Annotated in this window: 9 protein-coding genes; 4 read left to right on the top strand and 5 right to left on the bottom strand. The window is 68.3% G+C overall.

Annotated elements, in window-relative coordinates:
• Positions 1-34: 34 nt before the first annotated feature.
• Genes ACTIL2_RS06985 through ACTIL2_RS06970 form a run of 4 tightly spaced genes read right to left on the bottom strand, consistent with a single transcriptional unit; the run spans position 35 to position 6719 of the window.
• A complete protein-coding gene (locus tag ACTIL2_RS06985) occupies positions 35-1204 on the bottom strand; it encodes a hypothetical protein (protein ID WP_442336732.1) in 1170 nt (389 codons plus the stop codon).
• Positions 1205-1257: 53 nt separating this feature from the next.
• On the bottom strand, positions 1258-4017 hold the full coding sequence (locus ACTIL2_RS06980) for a polysaccharide biosynthesis tyrosine autokinase (protein ID WP_442336731.1): 2760 nt from the start codon (positions 4015-4017) through the stop codon (positions 1258-1260).
• Positions 4014-5144, bottom strand: a complete 1131-nt coding sequence (locus ACTIL2_RS06975; protein ID WP_442336730.1) for a glycosyltransferase — start codon at positions 5142-5144, stop codon at positions 4014-4016. Before ACTIL2_RS06975 ends, ACTIL2_RS06980 begins: the two co-directional genes overlap by 4 nt.
• Positions 5145-6719, bottom strand: coding sequence for a sugar transferase (locus ACTIL2_RS06970; protein WP_442336729.1), 1575 nt, complete (start codon positions 6717-6719; stop codon positions 5145-5147).
• Between the two features lie 590 nt (positions 6720-7309).
• Between ACTIL2_RS06970 and ACTIL2_RS06965 the strand changes: the two genes are divergently transcribed.
• Positions 7310-9010, top strand: coding sequence for an MFS transporter (locus ACTIL2_RS06965; protein WP_442336728.1), 1701 nt, complete (start codon positions 7310-7312; stop codon positions 9008-9010).
• A gap of 176 nt (positions 9011-9186) precedes the next feature.
• Here ACTIL2_RS06965 and ACTIL2_RS06960 read toward each other — a convergent pair whose 3' ends face one another.
• On the bottom strand, positions 9187-12762 hold the full coding sequence (locus ACTIL2_RS06960) for a bifunctional proline dehydrogenase/L-glutamate gamma-semialdehyde dehydrogenase (protein WP_442336727.1): 3576 nt from the start codon (positions 12760-12762) through the stop codon (positions 9187-9189).
• 218 nt (positions 12763-12980) lie between these two features.
• On the opposite strand from ACTIL2_RS06960, the gene ACTIL2_RS06955 reads away from it, so the two are divergent.
• From ACTIL2_RS06955 to ACTIL2_RS06945, 3 genes are all read left to right on the top strand, one after another.
• Positions 12981-14450 (top strand): GntR family transcriptional regulator, encoded by a 1470-nt coding sequence (locus tag ACTIL2_RS06955; protein WP_442336726.1) that lies wholly within the window; start codon positions 12981-12983, stop codon positions 14448-14450.
• Positions 14451-14547: 97 nt separating this feature from the next.
• Positions 14548-15546: an iron-siderophore ABC transporter substrate-binding protein gene (locus ACTIL2_RS06950; protein ID WP_442336725.1), complete on the top strand. Its 999-nt coding sequence runs from the start codon at positions 14548-14550 to the stop codon at positions 15544-15546.
• Between the two features lie 3 nt (positions 15547-15549).
• A complete protein-coding gene (locus tag ACTIL2_RS06945; RefSeq protein WP_442336724.1) occupies positions 15550-16191 on the top strand; it encodes an O-methyltransferase in 642 nt (213 codons plus the stop codon).
• Positions 16192-16449 lie beyond the last annotated feature (258 nt).

Genomic DNA, 16449 nt, shown 5'->3' with positions numbered 1-16449 from the left:
CTACGGCTGAGGCCTGCCGGGGTGGCTCCCGTGCTCAGACCCGCGAGGGGCGCAGGACGATCACCAGGAAGACCACCGCGGCCAGCGTCTGCACGGTCACGATGCCGCCCAGCAGCACGCCGTCCGCCGTGGCCAGCAACGCGACCAGCGGAATCAGGCGCCCGACGGACCAGGCGAGGAACGCCCGGTCCAGCCCCTTCATCAGCGGGATCTTCACCGACAGGTTGGTGGACAGTGAGGCCACGCAGAACACTGCGGTGACGGCGACGACCAGCGGGGTGAGGGCGTCGTCGTCCGGCAGGGAGAACAGCAGCGCACCGGTCTGCACCACAGCGCAGGCCACGCCCAGCGCGATTCCCCCGAAGGCACAGATTCGGCACCACCTGGCGGTTGCGTCCCGGTCCTCCTCCCGGATCGCCGCAGCGATCCTCGCCTCGAAGGACGGGGCGATCACCTGCTGGGCCAGCGAACCGAACCCGCCGGTGAGGCGGACGACGACCGCCCAGATCTCCTGGTAGGGGCCCAGGAACGGGGTGAGGAAGCCCTGGATCTGGAAACCGCACTCCGACAGGAAGGTCGCCCCGGTCGCCTGGCGCGACCCGGCGAGGTAGCGGCGGTGGTCCGGGTCGAACAGCACCCGGAGGTCCCGCCACAGCTCGGGCAGCAGTGAGTTCCGGGTACGGGTCAGGATCAGCAGTGCGCCGACCAATGGGTTGATGGCCGCGACCAGCACCAGTCCGGCCTGGAACGGCACCACCCAGACGATCACCACGGTCAGGGACACGTTCACGATGCCGTAGACCAGTCGCGCCGTGGAGTACACGGACATCCTCTGTTCCTGGGTGACCACGGCGACGGACATGAAGTAGAGGCCGTTGGTGATGACCAGCAGACCCGTCCACGCGGCGATGGCGGCGACGTAGGATGTGGCGCTGCCGGGGATGGCCTGCAGGACCAGCGCGACCACCCCGCAGAGTGCGGCAGCCAGTACCAGGGTGGTCAACGACACGGACGTGGCGGTGCGCTGGGTGTCCGGCTTCACCGTCAGGTAGCGGCTGTGGAATCCCAGGATCGTGGTCCTGGACAGAACGGTCGCCACGGCCAGCGGCAGCATCAGGTACGCCAACTGACCGGTTTCCTGCCCGATGATGGGCAGGAGCATCGCGATGAAGTTCAGGCCCTGCCCGAACAGGGCGGGCCCCATGCGGAAGATGGCGGAGAACCGCCCGAACCTCCCGGAACCGGATGTGTCGGAACTCAGTGTTCGTCTCCTGCTGCGGCGTCCCCGTCCGGCTTGTCCGCGGGCTTCTCCGCCGGCTTGGCGGTGGTCCGGGCCTTGTCCACGGCCTTGGCGGTGTTGCCGTAACCGTAGCCGTAACCGTCCTTGTAGTATCCCTGACCCTTGTTGGGGGTCATGGTGAACACGGTGCCGAGGACGTGCGCACCGACCTGGTCCAGACTGTCGGCGGTGTGGTTCAGCTGGTCGCTGGTGGTGTTGCCGTGGCGGACGGCCAGGATCACGCCGTCAGCGGCGGCGGCGACCAGGGCGGCGTCGGTCACCGGGATGACCGGGGATGCGTCGATGATCACGTAGTCGTACTTCTCGTCGAGTTCCCGGAGCAGGGACTGGAAGCGCTTCGACCCGAGCATCTCCGCCGGGTTAGGCGGCTGCGGACCGGAGGTGATCACGCACAGTCCGTCGGCGTTGACCTCCTGGGCGACGTCCTCGATGTCCGCGGCGCCGGAGAGGATGGTGGACAGCCCGACCGCGGACTGCAGGTCATTGTCGAGGTAGTCGGCCACCCGCGGGCGGCGCAGGTCGGCGTCGACGAGGCAGACCTTCTCGCCGTCGTCGGCGAGGGCCAGGGCTAGGTTGGTGGCCAGCGTGGACTTGCCCTCACCGGGCATTCCGCTGGTCACCGCGATGATGCTCGGCGGGTTGTCGACGTCCAGGAAGCGGAGGTTGGTGCGCAGCTCGCGGAACTGCTCGGCGGCGATCACCGGGGCCGCACCGAAGTCGAGGACGTGGGACTGGGCCAGCTTGTCGGAGGTGCTGATGGTGCCGACGGACGGGACCCCGACGATCGTCTCGATCTCCCGCTTGTCGCGGATCCGCTTGTCGGTGATGCCGCGGATCAGGGCGACGAGGATGCCGAGGACTGCGCCGATGACCACACCGATCAGCACGTTCTGCAGTGTATTCGGTGAGGCGGGGTCCTCCGGGGTCTGCGCGTCGTTCAACGGCGACAGGGTCGGGGCACCGGAGCTCTGGCCGGTGTCCGTGGTGTTGAGGTCGCCGATCATCTCGGAGAGCTGGTGGGACGCCGAGTTGGCGATGTCGCGGGCCTCTTCGGCATCGTCGGACACCGCGCTCAGGTTGAGGATCACCGTGTCCTGGTTCGCCCCGGCGGTCAGCGACTCCGAGACCTCGTCGGCGGTCATGTCGAGGTTGAGGTCCTCGACGACACGCTCGCCCAGGGCGTGGCTGGTGCCGATCTCGGCGTAGGTTCCCACCAGGTCCTGGCTGAGCATGGATCCGCGGTAGGCGTCCATGGAGTTCGTGTTCCCCGCCACCCCGACGTAGAGCTGGGACGTGGCGGAGTACTGCTTGTCCATCAGTGCCGAGGCACCCCAGGCGATGAGTCCGCCTGCGACGGCACCGGCGACGATCATCCAGAACCACTTCTTGAGGTACCCGAAGTAGGTCGCCAGGTAGTTCTTCTCGGCGGCGCCGTCTGCGGGGAGGGAGTGGCGGGCAGTCATGGCGATGGTCCTTGTCTGTTGCTGATTCTGATTCGGAGAGTTCGGAGAGTCTTGTTGGGGCCGGGGCTGGGCTGTTGTTCTTCTGTGGCGCTCGGCCAGGGCGACAGCCCCGACGATGAGCGGCACCATCGGCGTTGCATGCCGCAGTGCGGAACCCCAGTCCGGTTCGAAGAGCCCCTGCACGATCAGGAAGGACAGGGGCACGGCCACGAACCGGGCCATGAGTTTCGTGTCCCGGGTGGGCACCCGCGACGACCGTTCGGGATTGTCATGTGAACCGTAAGCGGTTCCGGTGGCTGCCGCAGCGCGAACGGTGCTGATCCAGATCAGGGCGAATACCAGGCCGATCGCCAGGTAGTACGGCGAGAGTTTCGCCAGCATCGGCAGCGGAATGATGAAGAACAGGGTGGTCAGCACCACGTTCACCATGCCGCCGAGTGGCTCGGGGAGCTCGATGAAACGGTTGATCAGTGAACCCGTGTTGGCCTGCCTGGCCTCGCCCTCGTTCACGGCGGAGCGGAAGTAGTCGGCGGGGTTGCCCGTTCCGAGCCACACGGCCAGGCCGGCGACGGCGGACAGCCCGACGATCATCCAGACGACGAGCGGGACGGTGAACCGTATGCGCCGACCCGTAACGGTATGCCGGCGTGCCAGCAGCAGCCTGATCACCACGTAGATGACCGCGACGATCACCCAGTAGGTGCGGTACTCCGCGCCGAGGATGGCCAGGGCGGCGATGACCATGATCTCGCCGACGAGGTTCAGCGGCATCAGGACGATCACGATCATCCCCAGGGAGATCAGCACCTCCTTGGTGTACGTCGCCTGGTACAGGCCGATCAGCACGGGTGTGGCCAGTGCCAGCACCAGGGAGATCCTTCCCCCGTGCACCCCGCCGACGCGCACCAGGACGATGCCCAGTGCGGTCGCACCGATCACCGCCCCGAGCACACTGGCTGCGGTGGGGGAGTCCGACATGCCCAGGGCCTGGTAGAACTCGGCGATCACCGAGTACGAGCCCAGGCCCATGTCCTCGGCACTGATCGGGGAACTCATGATGTCCTGGATGGTTCCCGCGTCGTTGCCGAACCCCCCGAAGCGACCGCTGATCGTGGCGCGGGCGATCAATCCGATGACGATGGCCACCAGGCCGAGGATGACGGCGACGACCAGGGGGGAGGCCGCCATGCTGAACTGCCGGAGGGGCCGCGGGCGTCGGGCGGCCCGTGGGCGCAGTGCCTGCTGTGTGCTCATACCCTGACCTTTCCGCCCCGGAGCGCCAGGTCGTACGCTTCGCGCAGCGTGGTCCGCTGGCGCTCCGGGGTGTGCGCCTTGTCCAGCGACGTCCAGTGTGACGGGTCGCGGCCGTCGTCGAGGATCTCCAGGGCCTTCGCGGCAGCGTCCCGCGGGGTGTCGAAGCGGGCCGTCGCGGGACATTCCTGGAGGGCGGGAATGTCCCGCACCAGCAGCGGGACGCCGATGCGGCGCACTTCCAGCACTGCCATGGGGAACCCGTCCCAGCGGGCGGTGTGGATCACCAGGGACAGCCCGGCGACCCGCGCGCGGAGCTCGTCCCCGGACAGCCACCCGGTGACCTCGACGCCGGCGTCCTCCAGGAGGTCGACCAGCTCGGAGTCTTTCCCATCGCCGTCACCGATCCAGGTGAAGCGTGTACCGGGACGTTCCGCCCTGATCAGGCGCGCGGTCTCCGCGAAGAAGGCAGGGTCGCGCTGCGGCGTGACCCGGGAGACCACGCCGATGACCGGGGGCTCACCATCGGCCGGCGGCGACCAGCTGTCCGGCTCGGCCGGGTGATCCCCGGCCAGGGCGTTGGGGACGACCACCACCGGGACGCGTCCCGGTCGGCCGGGGATCCGCGTGCCCAGGAGGTCCAGGCTCAGCATCAGCTCGCCCTCCCATTCGGCGCACGGTGCCCCGACACCGGTCAGAGGGTAGAGGGCCTGTTCCATCAGGCGGAACACCCGGGATTTCCACGCCGGGATGTCGGCGCGCTCGAAAGCGAAGCTGTGCGGGGTGTACACCACTGGGACGGCCGTGCGGCCCGGCGTCACCCGGTCGGCCAGCGAGGCGATGCGGGCGTAGGCCCCGGCGAAACTCGAGTGGGCGTGGATCACGTCGGGACGGTGGGCGGACACGGCACGCCGGATCGCGGCGATGGCCGCCACCGGCTCCTCCGGCAGCTCCTGGTCCACGGCGAACACCCCGGGGGCGCGTCCTGCGACGGGGGCGGAGCTGCGGGCGTTGTTCGCGAGCAGCAGGTGGCTGTACTCCGGGGTCAGCCCGGCGTACTGGTTCACCGCTGTCGCGACCCCACCGTCGAAGCAGTCCGTGACATGCAGGACTCGCACAGGTTTTGTCATCTAGTAGGCACCCCGCGACACCGCGACGGCCTGCACCGTCTGCAGCATCGTCCTGACGTCGAGGGAGAGGGACCAGTTGTCCACGTAGTAGAGGTCGAGCTGCTCCGCCTGGTGCGGGGTCAGGTCGGAACGGCCCGACACCTGCCACAGGCCGGTGATGCCCGGGCGGACCTCCATGCGCATCCGCATGTCGTCCCCGAACGCGTCGACCTCGTGGCGCAGGTGGGGCCGCGGACCCACGACGCTCATCGAGCCGAGCAGTGAGTTCACGAACTGGGGCAGTTCGTCGATGCTGGTCTTGCGGATGAACTTGCCGACCTTCGTGATGCGTGGGTCGTCCTTCATCTTGAACAGGCCCTCGGCGCCGACATCTTCACGGAGCCTCTGCAGGCGGTCATCGGCGTCGGTGTGCATGCTGCGGAACTTGAAGATGCGGAAGGACTTGCCGTGGTAGCCGATCCGGTCGCTGACGTAGAAGACCGGGCCACCGTCCTCGATCTTGATCGCGATCGCGGTGATCGCCAGGATCGGGGAGACCGCCACCAGCGCCGCCGCGGAGACGACGATGTCGAAGGCGCGCTTGGCCAGGCCGTTGGCCGCATTGAACCGGGGCCGGTCCACGTACAGGGCGTGGGACGGGCCGAACGGGACCACGTTCAGGCGGGTACCGGCCATCCCCTCGATCATCGGGTCGAGGTAGAGGCGCATGTTGAGCCGGTCCAGGTGCCAGGACAGGCGGCGCAGGTTGCGGTGCCCGAACTCGGCGAGGGACGCGACCCACACGGCGTCGCAGTTGTAGCCGGCGGCGGTGGCGACGAAGTCCTCGTTGGAGAAACTGTCGCTGATGCAGATGGAGTCGATGGGCGCGTCCCCGGTGTCCAGGAGCTTGTTGCGGTTCTCCGGGTCGGTGATCAGGATCGCGTGGATCCACCGGTTCTCGTTCTCGCGGTGCCAGGACGTCTCCAGCAGCTCGTTGACATCGGCGACATTGCCGATCACGAGGAAGCTGCGCTGCAGGTCAGAGCGGAAACGTTCCGTGTAGCGGCGGGTCAGGTACCGGGTGGCGAACAGGAACGCCAGTCCCACAGGCAGGCCGACCAGGGCGAACTGGCGGAACAGGCCGTAACTGGACACGGCGTCGACGCAGGCCAGGATCGCGGCGTACATCAGGGAGCCCTTGATCACGAACTCCCGGCCGATCGGTGGGAAGGCCCGGGCCCGGTGGCTGTAGCCGTGGGCCAGGCTGATGGCGAACACCCAGCACATGGTGAGCAGCGCGGTCATGCCGAAACTGCGGAGGGAGAACACGCGCTCCACCAGCGCCCAGCCCAGCGGCTCCCAGAGCCACAGGCTGACGGCGTTGGCGACGAAGGTGGCCAGGAAGATGGCGATCGCGTCCGTGGCGATGAAGTACCACTTGCGCTGGATGTGGCGGTCCTGGCGATTGTCCCGGGCGCTGGAGATGCGCTGGAAACTGGTGCGGGCCGCGGGGGAGTGCGAGCTGGGGGCACTGTCCGGGGAGACGACTGCGTCGATGGCACCGTCCGTGGAGGGACTGATGTCGTCGGGGAGCACGTCAGGGGTGCCCGTGGAGGTGGGGGGAGGGGCGGGAGAGGGAACTGTGGGTGGTTTTCCGAGGATCACGGCGATTCACTTTGTTCTGCCGACTCTTGTGGGGTCGGGAATGGAGAAAGGGACAAGATGTGAAAGGACTGTTTTTCGAGGGGTGTCTGTGAGGTTGTCGGTCTGTGACCTGTGACTACGGACCCTACCCAACAATCACGGGGCCCGAAGGGTTGGTAACGAATCGTTAACGTTGTCCGGGGCCGCTGGGCGGGAGGTCGTCGGTGACAGGGTGTGGAGTTGTGAGGGTGATCGCTGTCCGGCCGCCGGTTCGGTGGGCTGCCGCCCACGGAACGGTACTGCCCTGGAGTGGGCGCACTTTGGCGGTGACCGGTAACGATAGCGACACCATGCTAACGGCTTCCCGGCGTTCTGGCTAGCGCTGCGAGGGGGGTGAATTGATTGAGGCCCGTCACGTTCGGGGTCGAGTGTGTGGTTTGTCACGATGCGGCGTGTGGGGGTGGCGGCGTTACGGGTCCGTAATACTTGCCGAACCGCGGTGAAACGCCGGCGGACGGTTTCCGCTCCGATACAGTTGTGGAATGTCTTCGTCCCGACCTACCTCCGGCCGCCACCGGCTGCCGAGCCCCCGTCCGGTGGGCTGGAGCATGACCGTTGCCGCCCTGACCACGATGATGGTGACCATCGACATCACCATCGTCCTGGTCGCACTCCCGTCGATCACCGAGGACCTCGGGCTGTCTCTCTCCGGCGCGCAGTGGGTCATCAACGCCTACAGCCTCACCTTCGCCTCCCTGATGCTCGCCGCGGCCAGCCTGTCCGACATCGTCGGACGCCGGCGTATCTTCCTGATCGGCCACGTCCTGTTCCTCGGTGCGTCCATCGGCTGCATCCTCACCGGTTCGGAAGCGGGGATCATCGCTTTCCGCGCCCTGCAGGGTGCCGGTGGTGCGCTGGTGTTCGGCACGTGCACGCCACTGCTGGCGGACGCCTTCGACCCGGACGACGCCTCTGCCGCACCGAAACGGACCCGCGCCGTCGCCGCGATGATGGGCATCGGCGGCGCGGCGAGCGCCTTCGGACCGCTGGTCGGCGGTGCGCTGGTGGAGACCGGGACGTGGGAGTGGATCTTCCTGATCAACATCCCCATCGGCATCGCGGTGATCATCGCCACGCTGGTGTTCATCCCGGACCTCCACGGCGAGGACACGGCGGCGCGAGCGGAACGGGCGGGCGCGTCCGCGGCGTCGGTTGGGTCCGCAGCGTCCACCAGTCCCGGGGCCAGGATCTCGGTGGTGGCGATGCTGTTGACGATCGCGTCGCTGGTGCTGCTGAACTACGGCATCATCGACGGCCAGGAGCAGGGCTGGACCAGCGAGATCATCATCGCGTCGCTGGCGGCGGGTGTCCTGCTGTTCGCCGCACTGGTCCTGTACGAACTCTCGAAGCGGGACCACGCGATGGTCGATTTCCGCCTGTTCCGTATCCCCGCCTTCGCCACCGTGACCTTCAACGCCTTCGCCTCACGGATGTTCAGCTTCGGCATGATGCCCTTTATCATCCTGTGGCTCGCCGGGCAGCTGGAGCTCTCCGCGCTGGAGATCGGCTACGTTTCCAGCGCCCTGGCCGTGCCGATGGTGGTCTTCTCCGCGATCGGGATCACCCTGGTGCGCTGGATCCCGGTGGGCATCGTGCAGGCCGCGGGCATGCTCGTCGTCGCCGGTGGCCTGATGCTGGGCCTGGTGATGGACGTGGGGTCCGGCTGGTCCGACCTGCTGCCGATGTACCTGGTGCTGGGTGCGGGCACCGGGCTGATGCTGCCGCACGTGATGTCGCTGGCGGTGGCGGTGGTGCCCTCCGTCCGGACGGGTATGGCGACCGGCCTGGCGAACACCGCCCTGCCGCTGGGCACGGCCTTCGGTGTGGCGGTGTACGGGGCGTACCTGTCGGACCGGGTGAACTCCGGGATAGACGACCTGAACATCGCGCAGATGCCGGGGGCGTCGCCGGAGATGGAGGAGCAGGTCAGGGGCGCCGCCGAGGGCGGGCTGTTCCAGGAGATCGCGAAGGTGTCACCGGACCTGGCGAACCAGTCGCTGGGGTTCTTCATCGACGGACTGCACGGCATCTTCATCATCGCGGCGGTGCTCGCGGTGATCGGTGCGGCCGCCAGCCTCATCTTCATCCGCGGCAAGGACGGGACGGGGTCGAGGAAGCAGAAGGCGAAGGCTGCGGAGAAGGTGGCTGCGCAGGAAACCGGGTTCACTGAGGGGGCTCACTGACGAGCGCGGGGCTTTAGCTCCCGTTTCGGAGTCCCGACCGGCAACTTCGCACCGTTCTCGGCACGTCGACTTAAGTCGACGACGCGAAAGCGGTGCGGAGTTGCCGGTCCAGCGCAGCGCAGCGGGGCAGCCCCCGCCGTGGGCGGACACAATGAGCGGGTTACGAACCCACGCTCCTACCCCCGGGTGATCTCGTCGGCCAGCGCGTGGAACTCCGGGCTCGGGTTGCCGAAGCGGTGCAGCGTCATGGACACTGCCTGCTCCTTCAGCCAGTAGCGCAGCTCCACACGTCCGGATGCGGTGACCCCGTCATTCAGCAGGCACACCTCGGGACGCTCCGCGAGCTTCTCCAGTGTCTCCGGGCTCTGCGTCCCGATCACGCGGACCCGGGCACCGACACCGTCATCCAGCTCCCCGGCGGCGAGCTTCGCGGTGAAGGCCCCGTCGTCGGAGGGGACGAAGGAGAACGTCGGGAACAGCCGGGCACCCGTGCGCAGGACCGTCGTCACCCCGGACGGGGCCGACGGGTCCACGCTGACGCGCAGCGGCGACCCGGCCCGGTGTGCGGCGAGAAGGGCACGGGCGACCTCGACCGGTGCCGCATCCCGGCTGACGCGCAGCACCACGTGGGCGGGGCGGTAGCGGAAGATGTTGGCCTCGGCGGTCAGCCCGGTGAGGTCGCGCGGGGTGCCGAACTCGGACTCCCATGCGGCGGTGTCGGACGCCCCGGCGGCGGAGAGCCAGGCGGCGTCCCCCTCGGACAGCGCCGACTTCTGCAGCAGTTCGGCGATGAAGCCGTCCACCGCGGAGCTGCCGGTCGCGACCACGGAGCCGGGCGCGGTGGTGTCGTCGGACCAGGAGCCCATCAGCATCACGTAGTTCGGTCCGCCGGCCTTGGAGCCCAGGCCGACGGAGGACTGCTTCCAGCCGCCGAAGGACTGGCGCTGCACGATGGCGCCGGTGATGCCGCGGTTCACGTAGGCGTTACCCACCTCGATCTCGGACACCCAGCGGCGAACCTCGGACGGGTCGAGGCTGTGGATGCCGCCGGTCAGGCCGAAGTCGGTGGCGTTCTGCAGCTCCAGGGCCTCGTCCAGGTCGTCGGCGCGCATCAGGCCGAGCACCGGGCCGAAGACCTCGGTGAGGTGGAAGAAGGAGCCGGGCTTCACACCGTCCTTGATGCCGGGGGTCCACAGCCGGCCGGAGTCGTCGAGCTGCCGGGGCTTGAGCAGCCAGCGCTCGCCCGGCTCCAGGGTTGTCAGGGCGCGTTCGAGCTTGTCGGACGGCAGCTCGGTGAGCGGGCCCATCGTGGCGCGCATGTTGGTGGGCCAGTCGACGATCATGGAGGACGCGGCGTCGAGCAGCTGGCGCCGGAAGCGCTCGGACTCGTACACGGACCCGACGAGGATGCCCAGCGAGGCCGCCGAGCACTTCTGGCCGGCGTGGCCGAAGGCGGAGTACACCAGGTCGGCGACGGCCAGGTCGCGGTCGGCGGACGGGGTGACGATGATGCCGTTCTTGCCGGAGGTCTCCGCGTTGATCTTCAGCTCCGGACGCCAGGACTCGAACATCGCGGCGGTCTCGGACGCGCCGGTGAGGATCACGCGGTCCACGGACGGGTGGCTGACCAGCGTGCGTCCCGCGCCGCGGTCGGCGGGGTACACCCCGTGCAGGACGTCGCGGGGGACGCCCGCGTCCCACAGTGCCTCGATGATGGCCATGGAGCAGTGCGGGGTGGGCTTCGACGGCTTGTGGATCACCGCGGCACCGGCGGCGAGTGCGGCGAAGGTGGAGCCGGCCGGGATGGCCAGCGGGAAGTTCCACGGCGGGGTGACGAGCACGACCTTGTCCGGGGTGAACGACGCACCCTCGACGTTCTCGGCCTCGATGGCGTGGTGGGCGTAGTAGCGGGCGAAGTCGATGGCTTCGGAGATCTCGGCGTCCGACTGCGGGACGGCCTTGCCGACCTCGGCGGCGGCGATGGAGACCAGGTGGCCGCGCCGGGCGGAGAGGATGTCGGCGGTGCGGTACAGGATCGCGGCGCGCTCGGCGGCGGGCAGGGCGCCCCAGTGCTCGGCGGCGTCGCGGGTGGAGGTGACCAGCCCGTCGATCTCGGCGTCCCCGACGATGCGGGGGCCGGGCTGGGCGTCGAGCCAGCCGTCGGTCGCGGACGTGGCGATGGCGTCGGCGGCCCACTGCTGGTTGGCGGTCAGTGACGGGTCGGTGTCCGGCTCGTTGCGGAAGGCGGGGAGTTCCCCGGCGGTGCCGCTGTAGCGTGCGTCGAGCTCCCCGGCGGAGGGCTCGGTGTCGGTTGAACGGTCCTGGCGGTGGTTCGGCAGCGGTGCCGTGTAGCCGTTCTCTGCGAGGTGGGCGGCGAGGTCCTCCAGGGAAGCGCGGAAACGCGTCGCCTCACGGTTGAAGATCTCGTTGCCGGGCTCCAGGTCGAAGATGCCGGACATGAAGTTGGCGCTGGCGGCGTTCTCCTCGAGGCGGCGGACCAGGTAGGAGATCGCCGCGTCGAACTCGCGGGGACGCACCGCGGGGACGTAGAGCAGCAGCTGTCCCACGTCGGAGCTCACGGCCTCGGCCTGCTCGGTGGCCATGCCCTGCAGCATCTCGAACTCCACGCGGTCGGTGACCCCGCGGTCGACGGAGAGGAGGTGGGCGAAGGCGATGTCGAAGAGGTTGTGGCCTGCGACACCGAGGCGCAGTCCGCGCATGTTCTCCCGGTGCATCGCCCAGTGCAGGACGAGTTTGTAGTTGGTGTCCGTGGCCTGCTTCGACCCGCAGGTGGTGACGGGCCAGTCGGAGATCTCGGCGTGGGCGGTCTCCATGGCGAGGTTCGCGCCCTTGACCAGGCGGACCTTGATGCCGGCACCACCGTCGGCGACGCGACCGTCGGCGAAGGCGGCGAGCTCCTGGATCGCGCCGAGGGCGTCGGGCAGGTAGGCCTGCAGGACGATCCCCGCCTCGAGGTTCTTCGTCTCCGGCAGGGAGAGCAGGCGCCGGAAGACGGCGATGGTGAGCTTGAGGTCCTGGTACTCCTCCATGTCCAGGTTGATGAACTTGGAGCCCTCCGGGGCCTTCGCCGCCTCGAGGTACAGCGGCGCGAGACGCTCGACGACGTAGTCCACGGAGTCCCCGAAGCCCCACATGGAGACCTGGGAGGCGATGGAGGAGACCTTGATGGAGACGTAGTCGACGTCCTCGCGGGCGAGCAGGTGACGTGTGTCCTCGAGGTGCTTGTCGGCCTCTGACTCACCGAGTACCGCCTCGCCGAGGAGGTTGATGTTCAGGCGGTGGCCGCCGGAGGTGAGTTCGGCGACGGCTTTGCCGAGCTTCCTGTCGCGTGCGTCGACGATCATGTGGCCGACCATGTCGCGGATGCGCTGCTGGGCGACGGGCACGACGACGTCCGGGAAGGTGGTGCCCAGCTTGGATCCCATGGTGATCTGGGCCCGGTCCAGCGCGCTGAGCGTGGACGGGGTGATGTTCCCGAGCTCCTTGAGCGCGCGGGCGGCGGCCCTGCGGTCCTCGGTGCGGATGACCCGGTCGACGAAACCGACGGTGAAGTCGAGGCCCTTGGGGTCGGAGAGGACCGCGGAGAGGCGCTGGGCGGAGGCGTTGGGCTTGGCCCCGGAGTCGGCGGCCTGGCTGGCGTTGAGCCACCTGATGACCTTGTCCACCGCTGAGTCGGTGAAGGTCTCGAGGTTGTCGGTGTTCACGGTCGGTGTCCCGGGCGTCTCAGTCATCGGCGTCCCTGTCGTTGTCAGCGTCTCTGCTGGGTTGATCGGTGATACGGGATGTGCGGTTGTCACGGTGGCCTCCTCGGGGGTGTGTGGTCGTGCGTCTCCTGGAAGCCAAGTGTCGCTGTGTTCTGTCCAGGGGCGAAAGGGGCAATTCCGGCGGCAGATACTCTTTGAGTCAGAAATAGTGACGGTACCGGGGGTGGTGTGGGAGGATCATGGGCATGGCAGCACGGGGCAGGCCCAGGATTCAGGACGCGGCGGACGACATCGTCGCCGGTGTCCTCGCCTCGGCCGGGCCGCGTGTGGGGGGCCGCGACTACTCCTCACGGCGCATCGCCTTGATGACGGGTCTGAGCCAGCCCGTGGTGAGCCGGTCGATGCGGAGGATCCGGGAGGGCGTCCATTTCGGCGACGGCGGGGACGAGGCGGGGACCGCGGATGCCGTGGAAGCTGTCGGGGCGGTGGCGTCCCGCAGTCTGCGGATCACGGAGTTCCGGGTGGAGTATCCACGCCTGACCGTCCTGTTCGAGGAGGGTGGGGACGCGGTCGCCGGTGAACGGCAGGCCTCTGACCGGCGCGCGGCCGCGGTGATGGCCGTTCTTCGGGTGTCGGGTGTGTCCGGGTGGCCACAGCGGCAGGCGGCGTTCGACGCCGGTGACGAGAACCTTCCCGCCGGTGTGGTCCGGGTGATCTGGGAGCCGGGCGGGCAGAGCTGGGACGGGTTCCTGGGCCAGGTGTCGTCGGTCCTGGACGCCTGCGCGCCGTCCGTGGACGCGATTCCCGGCGACCTGCTGGCGCAGATGTCGGGCGCGGTGTCCCGCGGCCTCCACGGGTTGGTGTGGCGCCGGGCGGCGACCGCCCAGGCGAATACCGCGGGGGGTTCCGGTGAGGACGGGCCGGGGGGACGTCCAGCGAAAAATGACGTCGATTTTGACTCGAACTACTTATCTCTGGCGGAGTACCCTCCCCCCACCAATGCCCGGGCGGGTGCGACACCGAGACATTTACAGAATGAAATCTCGGTGACCGAGCAGATCGCGATTGCCCTGCGCAAGGAGATCATGAACGCCGGTTTCCAGCCGGGCGACAGGGTCACGAGCACCCGACTGGCCCAGCACATGGACATCCCGGTGTCGGCGGTGCGCTCGGCCATGCGCCGCATGGTGGATGACGGACTGCTCACCGCCTCCGGCGGCGCCTTTTCGCTGCCGCTGGTCACGGGCAACGACATCATCGACCTGTACGCCGCACGACTGCAGGTCGGTTCGGTGATCCTGCGGGCCTGCGCCGGGCGCCCCCGCCACCATCTCCTGCCGTCGCAGCTGGCCCTGCGCGCGGTGGTGGCCGCGGTCGACCAGGGGACGGCCGCGGACGTGGACCAGGCTGACCTTCACTTCCAGCAGACCCTTGCGGATGCGAGCGGGCTTCCGCAGTCCTCACGCGTGTTCCATGCGCTCACGCTGCGGCTGCGGATGTTCATCTCGGTGCTGCAGTTGGACTACACCCCGGCGGTGCAGCGGATCGTGGGGGATGACCGCTACATCCTCAATGCGCTGCTGTCGGGGAAGGTCGAGGGGGCGGTACGGGTCTGGCGGGCCAAGCTGGACAACGCGGTGCGGCACATGGTGTACGTCTCGCCGACGACGTTCGACCCTGCACTCTGGGAGCAGCTTGTCGGCGAGATGCGGTAGGTCGGTGCCGGTCGCCGTGGTCACAGGGGTGGACCGCTGGCACCGGTCAAGGTAGTAGGGTAGGCATGTCAAACTTCATGGCCCTGAGGAGTTCCGGATGCCACTGCCCCGAACCCTGACCCGAGCTGGAGCATTGCTCGCCGCCACAGCTCTCGCCGCGTCGCTCGCCGCATGCTCCAGCGACGGCGGGGGAGAGGACGCGGACAGCGGAGCGTCCGACAATGCGTCCTTCCCGGTGACGGTGGACACGAAGTTCGGTGACGTGAGCATCGACGAGGAACCCGAGCGCGTTGTGGCACTGGGGTGGGGTGACGCGGAAACCGCGCTGGCCCTGGACGTGCAGCCGGTCGGAGCGTCCGACTGGCTCGCCATCGGTGGCGACGGGGTCGGCCCGTGGATCGGGGACGGGGAGGGCTACGACGAGTCCCCGGAGATCATCGACACGCTGGAACCCGAGTACGAGAAGATCGCGGCGCTGGAACCTGACCTGATCCTGGACGTGAAGAGTTCCGGGGACCGGGAACGCCACGACAGGCTCTCCGACATCGCCACCACGGTGGGGGTGCAGGAAGGCTCCGACAACTACGGGACCGGTTTCGACGAGCAGGTGACCACGATCGCCACGGCACTCGGACAGGAGGAGCGCGGCGCTGAACTGGTCAGCGAGTACGAGGACAAGCTCGCCGAAATCCGGGAGGCGCATCCGGACTGGCAGGACAAGACGGTAACGGCCGTCGAGGCGACCCAGGAAGGGTGGGGAGCAACCGTCGGTGCACGCGGTCTGACTGACTTCGGCTTCACCGAGAATCCGACGACCGCTGAGCTTGAGGCGGGGGACATCGGTTTCTCGGCACCGCTGAGCGATGAAACGCTCACGAAGGCGGAGGCTGACCTGGTCGTCGGCTTCGCGATCGGCCGGAGCGTTGACGAGGTGGAGGACGATTCCGCCTGGAAGCGGCTCGGTGCGACGAAGGACGGGCGCTCCTTCGTGATGCCGGACGAGATCTCGCTGGCGTACTCGGTGGCGTCCCCGCAGTCCAACGCCTATATCCTGGACCAGCTTGTCCCCGTCCTCGAAGAGCACACCGGAGAGTAACCGATGCCACGACCGCCGTTCAGCAGCAACCTCATCACCGATCCGCAGGTCCTCGCCGTGCTCGATGAGCTGTACGAACGCGAGCGGATGATCGAGTGGGAGACCTACCAGCATCACCCGGATCCGCGGAACCATCCCGGGACCGGGTTCTCGATGAGTCCGGAGCAGGCAGACCAGCTCTACCTGCTGGTACGGCATGGACGCGCCCGCAATGTGGTGGAGTTCGCCACCTCCCTGGGTTTCTCGACGACGTTCCTGGCCGCGGCGGTGCGGGACAGCGGAGCGAACGGGACGGTCTACAGCGCCGAACTCGTGCCGGAGAAGGTTGAGGCCGCGCGCGGGAACCTCTCCCGTGCCGGGCTGGCCGACTATGCGGACATCCGGGAAGGGGACGCCCGGGAGACCCTGGCGGACGTCCCGGACGACATCGATTTCCTGCTGCTGGACGGCTGGGCGCCCGCGGTGTCCCTGGAGGTGCTGCAGCTGGTCGAGCCGAAGCTCCGCTCTGGCGCGCTGATCTACAACGAGAACCTCGACCGCGAATTCCTGGATCACGTGCAGGCGCCCGGCAGCGGATACCGCTCATTGACGCTGCTCAGCGGGTCCGACTACAAGCCCGCCGGGGAGCTCGTCCTGCGGGAGTGAGGTGATCCGCGACCCAGGGGGCAGGGGCTGGGGCGGAAGTCATCGCGGATCCGTCTTCGCCGTGCCACGATCCCGGCCATTCCGCTACGCGAACCCCCCATCACCGGCGCCCGAGCGCGGCGGGGTACATTCCCGGGGCTGTGACCGTACCCCGGATACAGTGAAACCCCCTCCGATTCTGGTCGGAAGGGGTGTTCTTCGGTGAGCCGATGACGGGAATCGAACCCGCGTATTCAGCTTGGGAAGCTGATGTTCTAC

Source organism: Corynebacterium sp., assembly GCF_052107835.1.
GTDB lineage: Bacteria > Actinomycetota > Actinomycetes > Mycobacteriales > Mycobacteriaceae > Corynebacterium.
The sequence above is the reverse complement of the archived record's forward strand: the minus strand, read 5'-3'. Positions and strand labels throughout refer to the sequence as shown.

What these genes read in the sequence shown, in the direction of transcription:
- ACTIL2_RS06985 (WP_442336732.1), bottom strand. Translation starts at nt 1,204, where the DNA reads ATGGGGCCCGCCCTGTTCGGGCAGGGCCTGAACTTCATCGCGATGCTC.
- ACTIL2_RS06980 (WP_442336731.1), bottom strand. Translation starts at nt 4,017, where the DNA reads ATGAGCACACAGCAGGCACTGCGCCCACGGGCCGCCCGACGCCCGCGG.
- ACTIL2_RS06975 (WP_442336730.1), bottom strand. Translation starts at nt 5,144, where the DNA reads ATGACAAAACCTGTGCGAGTCCTGCATGTCACGGACTGCTTCGACGGT.
- ACTIL2_RS06965 (WP_442336728.1), top strand. Translation starts at nt 7,310, where the DNA reads ATGTCTTCGTCCCGACCTACCTCCGGCCGCCACCGGCTGCCGAGCCCC.
- ACTIL2_RS06960 (WP_442336727.1), bottom strand. Translation starts at nt 12,762, where the DNA reads ATGACTGAGACGCCCGGGACACCGACCGTGAACACCGACAACCTCGAG.
- ACTIL2_RS06955 (WP_442336726.1), top strand. Translation starts at nt 12,981, where the DNA reads ATGGCAGCACGGGGCAGGCCCAGGATTCAGGACGCGGCGGACGACATC.
- ACTIL2_RS06950 (WP_442336725.1), top strand. Translation starts at nt 14,548, where the DNA reads ATGCCACTGCCCCGAACCCTGACCCGAGCTGGAGCATTGCTCGCCGCC.
- ACTIL2_RS06945 (WP_442336724.1), top strand. Translation starts at nt 15,550, where the DNA reads ATGCCACGACCGCCGTTCAGCAGCAACCTCATCACCGATCCGCAGGTC.